General features: G+C 45.0%; 8 protein-coding genes. 7 read left to right on the forward strand and 1 reads right to left on the reverse strand.

What is annotated here, in order from left to right:
• Positions 1 to 127 precede the first annotated feature (127 nt).
• Positions 128 to 1,135: an NrpR regulatory domain-containing protein gene (locus tag K8S19_03055; GenBank protein ID MCD4812654.1), complete on the reverse strand. Its 1,008-nt coding sequence runs from the start codon at positions 1,133 to 1,135 to the stop codon at positions 128 to 130.
• Positions 1,136 to 1,501: 366 nt separating this feature from the next.
• On the opposite strand from K8S19_03055, the gene K8S19_03060 reads away from it, so the two are divergent.
• The 7 genes from K8S19_03060 to K8S19_03090 all read left to right on the forward strand — a co-directional run bounded on the left by K8S19_03060 (position 1,502) and on the right by K8S19_03090 (position 13,956).
• A complete protein-coding gene (locus K8S19_03060; protein MCD4812655.1) occupies positions 1,502 to 3,178 on the forward strand; it encodes an FMN-binding glutamate synthase family protein in 1,677 nt (558 codons plus the stop codon).
• Between the two features lie 381 nt (positions 3,179 to 3,559).
• On the forward strand, positions 3,560 to 3,820 hold the full coding sequence (locus tag K8S19_03065; protein MCD4812656.1) for a hypothetical protein: 261 nt from the start codon (positions 3,560 to 3,562) through the stop codon (positions 3,818 to 3,820).
• A 425-nt stretch (positions 3,821 to 4,245) separates the two neighbouring features.
• Positions 4,246 to 4,638, forward strand: a complete 393-nt coding sequence (locus K8S19_03070; protein ID MCD4812657.1) for a collagen-like protein — start codon at positions 4,246 to 4,248, stop codon at positions 4,636 to 4,638.
• Positions 4,639 to 4,909: 271 nt separating this feature from the next.
• Entirely contained in the window at positions 4,910 to 6,088 is a 1,179-nt protein-coding gene (locus K8S19_03075) for an ATP-binding protein (GenBank protein MCD4812658.1), read from the forward strand.
• A gap of 814 nt (positions 6,089 to 6,902) precedes the next feature.
• Positions 6,903 to 10,361, forward strand: a complete 3,459-nt coding sequence (locus tag K8S19_03080) for a cellulase family glycosylhydrolase (GenBank protein MCD4812659.1) — start codon at positions 6,903 to 6,905, stop codon at positions 10,359 to 10,361.
• Positions 10,362 to 10,572: 211 nt separating this feature from the next.
• Positions 10,573 to 10,929, forward strand: a complete 357-nt coding sequence (locus tag K8S19_03085) for a hypothetical protein (GenBank protein ID MCD4812660.1) — start codon at positions 10,573 to 10,575, stop codon at positions 10,927 to 10,929.
• 75 nt (positions 10,930 to 11,004) lie between these two features.
• The gene (locus K8S19_03090; GenBank protein ID MCD4812661.1) at positions 11,005 to 13,956 is read left to right on the forward strand and encodes a DEAD/DEAH box helicase; all 2,952 of its coding nucleotides are present in this window, start codon (positions 11,005 to 11,007) and stop codon (positions 13,954 to 13,956) included.
• Positions 13,957 to 14,078: the final 122 nt, after the last annotated feature.

A 14,078-nucleotide genomic window follows, 5' to 3' on the forward strand; every position in this document is an offset into this window, starting at 1 on the left:
GCTGTTCCGCTGTTCCGCTGTTCCGCTGTTCCGCTGTTCCGCTGTTCCGCTGTTCACCCCAACCCGCCGCCAGGCGGGTTTATGTATTTTAGAGCAGATAGAGAAGACGAGAACCTGTATATTTAGCTTAGATAAAATCACAAATACGGGTATTTAATTCTTTGAAAGAAAACAGGGATTGATAGTCAACCAAGCTTGCCATCGCATGCGAATGTAGTCTGAGACCGTTTTCCTCTAAAATAGCAATAGGATTTAACCCTCCGATTACCACAATCCCAGCCCGGCCTTCACTGACAGGAATATCCAACAACGGTTGACCGGGCCAGCCAATGGCCAAAAATCCGCCCAGACCGATTTTTTTTAATTGCTGCGCGAGCTTAATCACCTGATCACGGCTGTCTGCCGGAATTTCCCGGAAACCGGCGCCGATCCGTCCATTCCCAGCGGTTGTAGCCCCGATATAATCTGTCATGCCGCTGCGAATAAAAATTTCGAGCGGATCTAAAGTTGTGCCTTCATAATGAATAAGTTCAACAAATCTGGTAGGATGTTTATCCTGGATTTCTAAAAGTCCGCCGAAACGCGAGTTGGTCGGGATACCATGGGTGAGCAGAACGCCGTTTAAAGTAACCGAACAGACAGTGCCGATACCAACAAATCCTTCAGGCACGGATAGTTCTCCCACCCTCTCCCCGGGTCCGAACAGGGCCAGAAGCTTCCCCATGGCATAGCCGGCTTCAAACACGTTTTTAATTAAGGGAACGGATTGCAGGAGTTTGTCAATAGCCAGCATACTGATATTAATAACCACAGAACCGGATTTTTGCAATAGGTTAAAATTCATCTGGTAAGTCAGTTGATCGATTTTTGCCGCCATTAAACCTATTTTTTCGTATACCTTTGCGTTTGATAATTCTTTTACACCCAGATCAGTAATCCGGCGGCCCCGCTTACCATGGTTATTAGTCAGTCCTTCGCGGTCAAGTTTCATAAGATACAACCGAACAGTTCTTCCACTAATATCATACCCCATAGATTGGAGCTGACGCGTAATTTTGGAACTACTCAGGCATTTTTCGGAATCCTGAAGAATTCTTAATATGGACAGTCTTTTCTTCTCGGTTTTGTCACTCATGGGTAAAAATATATAGCTGAAAATATAATTTGTCAACCACATTATTGGCAATATTGCCAATAATGTGGTTGGAGCTACAATAAAAATTGAGTTTTTTTTATAAAAACAATAGTGTTATAGCATGACCTGCTTAATAGTAATTGGCAACAAAGTAATGGATTGTGCCTATCTTTTTTAGTTTATTGGCAAATATACCTAATACTCATAGGGATATTAGAAATATTTATAAAATATGTTAAATACCCAGATAATTAATTGACAAATAAATATTAGTTTGTAATCATAGGCACGCTGTTGCCAGTGAAAAAATATCTGGAGATATAAATTGGCAATAAGCAGCCTATTTAATTTTGAAGGGGGTTTAGTATGATTCAATGGCCAAAAACTAATGATGCAATAGGGACCGTAAATCGAGGAAACGCTTGTGAATCAGGATTATGTACTTTATGTCGAGCTGATTGTAAGGGGAAATGTGAAACCTGGCTTTCAAGCCTGAAAGGCCGTAAGCTTTTATATCCCAGAGATTTTGGAGTAATAACTGCCGGAAGCGCTAATACCACCCATGTTGGTGTATCCTATAATTCGCTGAGGATTAATGGGTATGTTTACGGTGCGAACGGTGTGCCCCAAGGTCTTTCGACCTCGGAAGATGACTGTGTTTTTCCCAATGTCAATACCGAGCTGGAATTTGGAACTGAGATAAAAACTAAAGCCCGTGTGCCCATAATGACCGGCGCTTTGGGTTCCACCTTTATTGCCGCGAAATATTGGGAGTCATTTGCTATTGGCGCTGCCTTGGTAGGATATCCCATTGTGGTGGGAGAGAACGTAGTTGGCGTGGATAAGGAATCCGAAATCAAAAATGGCAAGATTTCCAAGGCGCCGGAGCTGGATAGAAGAATCGATACCTTTTTGCGTTATTATGACGGTTATGGAGCAATTATTGTTCAGATGAATGTCGAGGATACCAGAAACGGCGTGGCTGAATACATTATTAATAAATACGGTGATAAAGTAATTATTGAATTGAAATGGGGCCAAGGCGCCAAAGTCATCGGCGGTGAAATCCAGGTTACTTCCTTAGAATATGCCTTATTCTTGAAAAATCGGGGTTATGTGGTTGATCCCGATCCAACTATTCCGGAAGTACAAAAAGCCTTTAAAAATAAATCCATTAAATCATTCGCGCGTCACAGCCGTCTGGGTTATACCAGCTTGTCCTCGCGGGATGAAGTGAAAAAGAGTTTTATGGATTCTGTCGCTTATTTACGCAAAATCGGTTATAAAAGAATTTCTTTGAAAACCGGATCCTACGGCATGGAAACTTTGGCCATGTCAATAAAATATGCGAGTGAAGCTAAGTTGGAGTTATTGACTATTGACGGCTCCGGCGGAGGAACCGGGATGAGTCCCTGGAACATGATGGAAAGCTGGGGTGTGCCTTCAATTCTCTTGCATGCCAAAGCAGCTGAATATGCCAAGCTGCTGGCTGATACCGGCGAAAAAGTCGTAGATCTTGCTTTTGCCGGCGGCTTGGCCAAAGAAGACCAGATATTTAAGGCGCTGGCTTTGGGCGCGCCGTTTACCAAATTAGTATGCATGGGAAGATCGTTAATGATACCGGCATATTTGGGAGCGAACGTGCAAGGCGCACTGAATCTGAAGGACAGAGAAAAAGTCCACGGTAATTGGGATAAATTACCGGCAGCGGTGGAGGAATGTGGTATTAAAGAGGATGAAATATTTGCCGGTTATTATGATGTACAGAAAAAAGTCGGTAAGGATGAAATGAAAAATATTCCTTTCGGCGCCATTGCCAGTTGGACCTTAGCGGATAAGCTCACCGCCGGTTTGCAGCAATTAATGGCCGGAGCCAGGAAATTCTCCTTAGCGGAAATAACCCGCAAAGAAGTTTTCTCAGCGAACCGCGAGACTGAAAGAGAGACCGGGATCCCCTTTATTTCGGACGCGGATGATGCTTTGGCAAAAGAAATCATCAGCGGTTCGGAAAGCAGGGCCGAAATTCCGGTAAGCAATAATTAATTAGTCTCTTATCTTTATTCTATGGCACTATTAAAAAGGCGGCAAGGCCATTCGGCCTTGCCGCCTTTTTAAAGAAAGGACTGTAGCTTGTTTAATATAATTTCCAAACATTTGATCGCGCCGGCAGTCTGCCGTCAGATCATCCGAAAATTCTCTGTGGGGATCCGGGATGGTGTTCGGAAGTTAGGATAGGGTGATATTTGAAACCTTACGATTCAACATCATCCCGCAAAATAAGTTAATCGGTCCCGGATCACGGATCAATTTTTCAGTGAATAAAGCGTAAAACAATGTAAGGATTTTGATGTTTTTCGGTCTCAATTTGTGGGGGATTGGCGGTTGACAGAAACCGCTGGGTATCACAAAATTGGGAGGTTGAAAATGTCAGAACAAGGAAGCATTAACATGGGTGAATTTAAAACAGTTGTTGAACACTTTGAAGAAAATCAAAAGAAGATGGCAGAAGTCATGCTGTATGAATTTAAAAATGCCGGAGAAGAGCGGCAATCGCTCAAAGAACAAGTTGCATTATTGCATGAAGGCCAAACAATGATTCGTTCAGAACTTCGTCTAAAACCAGGTTTTGAAGTGATAGAAGAGCTTGAAAAACGTGTAACCCGGTTGGAAAATAAAGTCGCCTGAAAGCCTGAAAAAACCAGCGAACATTTATTGATATATTAAAAATCCAGGGAATATAATAACCATGATCTCCGTAGGGGCGCGATTTATCGCGTCCGAATAGCATTTTAGAATGTTAGACCACGCCATGTTGTAAGGGCGAACCTTGTGTCCGCCCTTATGTTATTCGTAGGGGCGATTCATGAATCGCCCACAAGGGTACGAATTGTCAGATCAAACACAAATATGCACAAAAATTATTGCAATTTATGCGCATAGCGTTATTATAAATCCGTGGTACCAAAGTAATCGGAAATGGTGGGTTGGTCGAAAGGGAGGCGATAATCGGTTATTCTGACAACTGGAGTTTTCATAAAGCGGTCTACACAATAATAGAAATATTTTTCCAAGACTGGATAAGGCAAATAAATTGTAATGGGGAGTTATTTATGAAAAATTTATTTATGGTGGTTTGTTTATTTTTTTTATTGGCAGGTTGCACGGGGCCACAAGGGCCGACAGGGCCAACGGGTGATACAGGGGCAACAGGACCGACGGGTCCGGCCGGAACAACCTTGCTACATGAATATACGGGCCAGTTTGCAGCAGCTGGAAATTATACTTTGAACGTTTCTGAAATCACTGGAAAAAGAACGACTACTTTTGTAATGGCTTACTGGGCTTTTTCCAGTGTTCCCGATGTTTGGACACCTATGACTGACGGGTGGCTGGATTCATCTAATTCACGTATTTTTAGCGTATCATGGACTGCCGGACAAGTATATTTTTATGAAATGGATGCTGGTGATTATTATTTAGTTCAAGTATTTCAGCATAACTAAAATAATTTCATCATTGCTGTTTAATTGCCAGAATTTTGGGTATCTCCCACGTGGGAGAAGGAGTTCGAGTTTCGGGAACACCATAATTATTTCAATAAATTGATTTTAATTTTTCGTCTGTTTTTGCCACATACCGGCCTTGTTATTCCGGTATGTGTTCAGCCGGAGCAGTAAGATGAGATTAATTTGTCTTTCTACAACAAACACCTTCTATGTAAAATCAACATATAATATTGATTTTACATAGAAGGTGTGATACTGTAATTGTGCTATGAAAAACTATATTCCAAGAACAATTGAAAAACAAATCAAGTCTGCCGGCCGGGATTTTCCGGTTGTGGTATTAACCGGGCCGCGTCAGACTGGGAAGTCCACTTTACTTAAAAAACTTTTTTCTAAGTATACCTATATAACCCTGGATGATCCTTTGACAAGAAATCTGGCGCAGGAAGATCCGAAATTATTTTTAAGCCGACATCAGCATGTCATTATTGACGAGATACAGTATCTGCCGGAATTGTTGCCTTATATCAAAATCATGGTGGATCAGGATCGCAGTAAAAACGGCCGTTATATATTGACAGGTTCCCAATTTTTTCCGCTGATGCACGGTATTAGTGAGTCGTTGGCAGGAAGAGCGGCACTGTTTGAGTTATTGGGATTTTCACATCAGGAAGCGCCCTGGATTGATTATGATATTCCCAAATTCTGTTTTGCGGCTTTGTTTGACGGCTTTTATCCGGAAGTGATTGTGCATGGCGCCAATCGCAATCGCTTCTATTCGAGTTATCTACAAACCTACCTGGAACGGGATATACGTCAGATAACCTCGGTGCATGATTTAAAAGTCTTTCAGAATTATCTGGAATTACTGGCAGCACGTGTCGGTAGTTTACTTAACTTAAATGAAGTTAGCAAAGAATGCGGCATTACCTTTACCACGGCGAAACGCTGGTTGTCATTGTTGGAGACAAGCAGGATTGTGTATTTACTGCGTCCTTATACTAAAAATATTTCCAAGCGGGTTATAAAAAGCGCTAAATTGTATTTTTCAGACACAGGATTATTGGCGGCGATTTTGCGTTATCCGACTCCGGAAACCGTGCAAAGCGGGCCGCTATCCGGCAGTTTGTTTGAAAACTTTATTGTGGTGGAATTGCTGAAATACAAATTTAATCATAATAAGTTGTTTGAACTCTTTTTTTATCGTGATTCAAATCACAATGAAATAGATATAATCATTGATCAGGGGAGTTCGCTCCTTTGTCTTGAGATTAAAAATACATCAACACCTCAAAAAGAACACCTGACAACGCTGGCGCGATTACAACCGCTGATCAAAAATTCCAAGGCTTACCTGATGAGTTTTGCTTCTGAAGCGCAAGTATATTCCAAAACAGTAACCAGTATTCCCTGGATGCAATTATTTCAAAAGAAATATTTGTTGTAAAAAAATGGGTGAATTTTTGAACGGCGAGATGCCGGAGTTCAAATGTTCAAATAATAATCCGGGGATATACTCCGAATGACTGGATAATCATGTCCTCATCCCAACCTTTTGTATCTGGAAAACACTGGGATGATATTTACAAGGGTCTCTATCGACAGTACGCTTGGCTATTCTTCATCTTTTCAAATTATTGATTTTGATAGTGGTGGACGGAAAGATATTATCGTTTCTGATTTTTAGAAAAGTAAAATTTATTGGTATCAAAATACAGGGACGGGATTTGTAAAGCGTTTTGCAAAATTGTTTGATGAGCCGTTTGAGCGGTTTGTGTGAAGGAATAAGGAAATTTGATGCATTTTCCAGTATCCTTGCATTGACACATAATAAGCCGTTTTTTCCGTAGGCGTAAAACCTGTCCGGCGGATGTCGAATTAGAGCGGGGAAATTGAATTATTGCTCATTATACCTGCCATTGGCATACACCCCAAAGATGTAATTGGTACCTAATATATTATTTTGCAAATATTTTATACGAAGGATGAGTCTATATTATTATAGGTAGAAACCAGGTGAGTTACAGGTGTTTTTCCATTCAAAAGTCAATGGAGGGAAAAATGAAAACCTCCACGAAAAGAAAAATTTTTCTTTTTTGTTTTACAAGCAGCGGTGGATATCATTCCATATCAAGCCAGTCAGGATTATGCGCCCCATAGTAATGAGGAGCTTACTGAATGTGCTTTTACGACCAATGGCCACTAGTACAATACACTATAGGGGAGATAGGTAACTTGTATCCTCTTGGGGAGATGAGAACGTGTGTCTGTCTTTTAAGTGCGCATGGCGGTTTTTTATTTGGTCTCTACTGATAATAGGAATTATTGCCAGTCGAATTATGGCGGCATCTCCAACGCATACGCCTACCATGACAGTCACAGCCAGCCCCACCAATACTGGCGCGGATATTATCTGGAGTGATGATTTTTCAGGAGGGACACCGGGGATTCAGCCGTCAGGGTGGCAGGATGAGACGGATACTCCCGCTTTTAATGCAGAAATGTTCTATTCTTATACTGTGGCAAATGCGGCTTTAACCCGAACAGCAGAGGATGTCTGGGGAAAAAGCCTTTCGCCGGTGATTAACTGTGATGCTGGTTATTACAATGCTGTTGAAATTCGGATTGTAGACATCAATCCGCTGACAACCTGGAAGGTGGGAATCCAGGAAATTAATGGTGCTTGGCAACACCAAGATCTCTGTACAAGTAAAGATACAACCGGTACATTTATTTTTGAGTATGCTTCAGTCATGGGATGGAGCGGTACTAAAAATTTTTCAATTCAACTCACTATCGAAGGCGGAAGCGGTGATTATGTTGTTGTGGACTATGTGAATGTCCGTCGGCTACCTATCACGGCAACGCCTACACACACGCGAACCACGACACCCACGGTGACACCCAGCTTGACTCCGACGGGTCCTACAGATACACCCACAGCAACACCTACGGCAGCTGTTTTGACTGCTGATTTTTGGTTTACAGGTTTTGAGGGAACCACAGGGATACAGCCTTCCGGGTGGCAGGATGAATCCAATGATGGCTCGTTTAATGCAGAGATTGTCTATGCCAGTTCTCAAGAAGCGGTTACTATTGTACGCACCGCTGAAGATGTCTGGGGCAAGGTGCTCTCGCCGGCAATTTGTTGTGATGTGAATGCCTATCCACGGGTTGCGATCACCGTTAATGCCTTAAGTCCCACCACAAGTTGGAAAATCAGCTGTTTGGAATACGGCACCAGCAATCAGTGGGATCTGTGTACGAGTCAGACGGGAACGGGTGCGTTTGAATTCAACTATGCTCAAATCACAGGTCTGTTTGGTGAAAAGCAAGCTGTTTTCCAATTGATCATTGAAGGGGCAGCAGGGACTTGGGTGGAGGTTGATCAGATTCAGGTTATGGGGAATCGGCGTATGGATACGGATTTTACTCAGGTCAATGCTATTGAACCAGATCAGCTCAGCATTCAGGGGACGGTTGTAAAAATCAAGGGTGCTAATTATTATCCTTCGACCCATGGTTGGCAAAAAATGTGGCTTGAGTGGGAACCGGAATTAATTCATGCTGAGCTCGCGCGTACGCAGATGTTGGGGATTAATATGATCCGCGCATGCATTCATTATTCGGAATTTGGTGGTCCGGATGTCAAACCCGAGATGTTGGCTAGGATGGAGGAATTTCTCTACATTGCGGCCAAGAACAACTTACAGGTCGAGTTCTCATTTTTTCCTTACTTCCGTGACTATTCTCCGGCTGTGCGACAGGATATGAAAAATCATGTGGGTACAATTTTGGCGCGGTTTCAAAATGATTCGCGTATTTTTGGTTGGGGCATGACCAATGAACTGGATGTACACGTAGCTTTGCTCAATGGGGATATGCCGGCCCATTCTGATGCGCTGGATTGGTTCCATGATATGGCAGCCTTTATGCAATCAACAGATCCCAATCATTTGGTGATTGCCCCCACCTCGTGGCCGGATACCATGCGGAGCTTGGATCTTTCAATGATTGATGTTTATTCACTCCATTACTACGGCCCCCTGGAAGCCTATCAAGGGAATATGATGCGCACCCGGGTGTTGATGATACAACAGGATTGTGTAAAACCGATTTTGCTTGAAGAGTTTGGACTTGATTACAATACGAATCCTACAGAAACGGAAGTGAGCGATTATTTTACACTTGTTTGGGATGCGATTTATCAGACCGATATTGCCGGTGGTGTTGTCTGGATTTTAAATGATACGGAGCAAGACGGCACACCCCATCTATGGGGGATTTACACGGCCAGTGGCATCATGCGTGATGGTGTCGCAATTATCGCATCAGCGTATACTGGCAGTGATTTATATGCTCCGATTCTTGTTGGACGACCAGCCTCATCCGTACAAACACAATATCCGGTTTTTGATCAGGAAACCGTTTTTCTTAACAGCCAACTCCCGCAGGTAGAAGCTAAATGGACGCCGGAAGCAAACCGGGCAGATCACCAAGCACAGGATGGTGGTGTTTTGATTTATAACATTGTTCGCGGTGCGGAAACTTATGGCTATGGTCATATTAAAACCGTCTATGCGGTTGATGTGAATATGGATGAAGAAAATGATTTGAGAATCAATATCAAAGATCTGTTTGGGCGTTGGTATGCATTTTTGGGAAACACCCCAACCGGATATCAAATCCGTCTTCAATATGACTCGCCGGTGAAGGGGGCGTTTGTCTATAATCTTAAAGATTACGTACCGGATTCTTTGAAAAATGGTCAACAATACTTTACCCTCGCCATTGGTGGTGTGGAAGCGATGTATTGTATGGATGTTGCAAATGTGCTGGTGGAAAATGTGAGCGTGGCTGCAGGCGCAAGACCAACACCGGCAGCGACGCCAATCGATACATATTGGATGGAACAGTTCAACGGCACTATGTGGGTGCAACCAGAAGGTTGGCGTGATGAAACTGAGGACAGCACGTTTAATTGTCAGATTGCTTATTCTGCTGCATCCTCACATGCAGTAATCTCTCGCACTGCCCAGGATAGTTGGGGTAAAGTGTTTTCGCCAGTGCTTCAATGCAATGTTGATACTTATAATCAAGTTGAGGTCGTCGTGACAGATATATCACCCGCAGTAGTCTGGAGAGTCGGTATCCAGGAGAATGGTGGCAGCGGATCAAATTGGGATCTGTGTCCTGATCAAACCCAGAGTGGGACATTCCGGTTTTCCATCCCTGATGCAACCGGTCTCAGCGGTCAGCAGCAATTCAACATCCAGATGAGTGTAGTGGGTGCCAGCGGTAGTTATTGCGTACTGGATGCTATACGTCTCAATAGTGTGCCGTCGACGCCTACGCCAACCATGACCATTTCGCCAACCTTGACCGTGACGCCAACCTTGGCAGATACGGTAACAATAACACCTACTCCCTGGATGCCGGAAGGACAAGTTATGGCATATCCTAATCCGGCTAGGGATTATGTTAATTTTGCCTACACCGTGAGTGGATCAATCAAGACGGTGATTGATATCTACCAAGTGGCGGGTGAAAGAGTGGGTCATATTGTGGAGCATCATTACGCAGGTTCTGGCCAAACCGTGGTTACTCAGTGGCATACAACAGACCTGGCACCAAGCATCTATTTTAGTCGGATTGTGATCACAGATGCCAGCGGCAAGGTGATTCTGAAACAGATGAAGAAGGTCGCAATTATTAAATAATATTCGAGAATCAAGTGGTGAGATTGAAACGAAATCGAATCGGTGTTGGAGTTCGGATTTTTGAATAACACTCTAAAACATATGCGAATGACTAAATAATCATGCCCCCATCCCGCTCCCGAGTGGAGAGGGCGCATAGTAACTGCTTGTCAATTACCCTCAAAAAGATTACAATTTTGTGATTATTTAATAAACATATTAAAAAGGAACCGTGATGACAGTCTGTGATATTTGCAGCAAGCCAACCAAAATTGAGGATGGGTTTGCCCTGACAACCAAGCAAGTGGTGGAAACCCCGGCCTATTGGGCTGATATGATTGACCAACATAGTCTGGATGACACAACACTGCTGCTATACATCCAGCAGCAAGCCATCCAGGCGGCAGGTTGGCTGGTTTGCGTGGATTGCTCGGATAAATTTGAGTTTGATCACGGCCAGGCACGCCGCTTTGCCCGCGAGGGAATTGATCCTCAGGGAAGCGGTCCGGCAGATGTGAACCGTACAGCCGCTGCCGCAGCCCAGGCTTGGCAAGATAAATATGGTGAGTATCCTTCCTGGTTGAAATAGGAGACGTAGAGACGTTGCAGGGCTGTAGAGACGTTGCAGTGCAACGTCTCTACACGTATGAAAAGGAAATCCTCGATGACTCATATCAAACAACTGGTCAAACAACTTACGCAAGATCGGGAGTTTTCCAAGCGGATCGCGCATTACCGCTATCTTGATCCGGTGAAGGCATCCTACAAACCATTGGATAAGCAATGTCCCTCAGCGGTTCGCGCGGCTGTCGCAGAAATGGGGATTTCCAAATTATTTTCCCATCAGGTTCAGGCACTGGATTTGCTGCGCAAGGGCAGGCATGTCGGCATCACCACTCCTACGGCTTCCGGAAAAACATTGATTTATAATATCGCTGTCAGTGAGATGCTTTTGAAACATCCTGATGCGCATGCGCTATATTTATTTCCCCTCAAAGCACTGGCCCAGGACCAATTGAAAACCCTGAAGCTATTTTTTAAACAAATTGGCGGAGCAGGTCTAAATGCAGCGGTTTATGACGGGGATACGTCTGCGTCCATGCGCAGCAAGATCAAGAAAAATCCCCCACAGGTAATCTTTACCAATCCGGATATGCTGCATTTCGGTATGCTGGCTTATCCGGAAGGGTGGAAGACTTTTTTCAGCAAACTCCGGTATCTGGTGATTGATGAGGCACATACTTATCGGGGTGTTTTTGGTTCGCATGTCGCCATGATCCTGCGCCGTTTGCGCCGCTTCTGTCATGAAAAAGAGCTTACCGTGATTGCCGGCTCAGCCACCATGGCCAATGCGCAGGTGTTTTTGGAAACATTGACCGGGTTGCCATTTACCATTGTTGAAAAAAGTGGAGCGCCCCGCCAAGGGCGGCATGTGATTCTCATCAATCCGCTGGGGAGTCCCTACTCGGATGCCGCAGTGATTCTTCAGAAGTGTCTGGAGCAATCGGTCAAGACCATTCTATTTACCAAATCACGTAAAATTGCAGAGTTGATTCATATCTGGGTCAAGCAAGGCATGCCGGAATTTGCCGCAAAAATTGCGGCCTATCGCGCCGGTTATTTGCCGGAAGAACGCCGGAAAATCGAGCAGCAATTGTTTGAGAATAAGCTGGAAGCGGTGATCAGTACCAGTGCTTTGGAGGCCGGTATTGATGTCGGCGGATTGGATGCCGCCGTCCTGGTCGGATATCCCGGCACCATGATCAGTACCTGGCAGCGGGTGGGCCGGGCCGGACGTCAGGATCGTGATGCGGTGATGATTCTCATTGCTTTACCGGATGCATTGGACCAGTATTTTCTCCGGCATCCGGATGCGTTTTTTGATTCTAAATTTGAGAATTGTGTATTGGATCCCAACAATGTTCAGCTGTTAAAAAAACATCTTCCCTGTGCATCTGCGGAAATGGTATTGACAAAAAAAGATAAAATACTGTTTGGCGAGACAGCCTGGGAGAGCATGAAGGAGATGGTAAAGGAAGGGCTGCTCCACGAAGCAGCAGATGGCAAGCGCTGGATGAGTCCTCTCCAACGGCCCCACCGGCTCATGGATATCCGTTCGGTGGGAGCACAGTACATGATTAAACAGGACCGTGACGGCATTGTGCTGGGGAGTATTGATGAACCGCGGGTTTTCAAGGAATGCCATCCCGGTGCGGTGTATTTGCATGCCGGTGTGCAGTATGAGGTGGTCGGTCTGGATCTGGACAACAAGGTGGTTATGATTCGGGAAACCAAGGCGGATTGGTATACCCAATATACTGCCTCGGAAGAAGTGGCTATTTTGGAACTTGCCGAGACAGAGCAGGTGCGCGCTTCTGCTGAAAAATTTCAAGCAGGGCTGGTGCATGTACGGGTTACTGAAAAAATTGTGTCCTACGAACGCCGTCGGATGAAAGACCAGTCGCTGCTCTCGGAGCATAAGCTTGATCTGCCCCCAAGAGTTTTTGAGACCCAGGCAATTCTTCTCACCGTACCGGAGGTTTGGCGTAAGCGATGCCTGGATCATGCTATGGATTTTGGCGGGGGTCTGCATGCGGTGGAGCACACCTTGATTGCAGCCCTGCCGGTCAAAGTGCTGTGTGATCGTTGGGACCTGGGCGGGTTGTCCACGCTGGCCCATCCTCAGGTAAGCCAGCCCTGCATGTTTGTGTATGACGGTTTTCCCGGCGGCATTGGCTTGGTAAGCAAGGGCCTGGAAGTGTTGGAAAGCTGGATAAAGACAACCAAGGAAATGGTGGAGACCTGTGCCTGCGAGGACGGCTGCCCGGCTTGTATTCATTCACCCAAATGCGGCAGTCGCAATCAACCGCTGGATAAGCAGGCTTGTCAAATGATTCTAACTGCCATGACCCAACAGTTACCCGGCAGCCTGACCATTGCCAAGCACGGCGTGTTTTCATATGCACCGGTACAGACAGCCCGGAAAGCGGAACACCCGGCTGTGTCGGATCACACGGAGGTCATTGCACCGTACAAGCAATCACTGGACAAAAGAAAGGGATATCATATGCTGGTATTTGATTTGGAAACCCAAAAAAGTGCCGCCGATGTCGGCGGCTGGAACAATTCGCATAAAATGCGTATGTCTTTGGGCGTGGTGTACGACCATACCCAGGATACTTTCACGACGTATCGTGAGGAAAAAACCCAGGAACTTATGCAGCATCTGCTTTCCGCAGATGTGGTGGTTGGGTTTAATATTGATGGGTTTGATTTAAAAGTCTTATCACCTTACAGTCCGTATGTGGATCGGATGAAGACACTGGATATTCTCAAAGATGTGCACCGGGTCTTAGGGTACCGCCTCTCCCTGGACCATCTGGCAACCCATACCCTGGGGCGCGGCAAGACGGCGGAAGGGTTGCAGGCGATTACATGGTTTGAAAACGGAAAATGGGCCGAGCTGGAAGCTTACTGTCAAGCCGATGTGGCGGTCACCCGCGATCTCTTTTATTTTGGCATCAAATTCGGCTATCTTCTCTATGAACGCCGGGGCGAGATGCTCAAAGTCCCGGTGGATTGGCATGACCGTTTTCCGGAGATATTGGTGCCCTGAAAAATGACCTGCCAGGTGCTGCAAAAAAGAGCAACAAATCGGCCGGATGATAAAATCAGATTAACCTTTTTTTAAGGGAGTTTTCTATGGCGTTTACCAGTTGACGCTGGCAGGAATCCAAT

This window comes from bacterium (assembly GCA_021108215.1).
GTDB lineage: Bacteria > Oederibacteriota > JAAXVQ01 > JAAXVQ01 > JAUVAV01 > JAIORK01.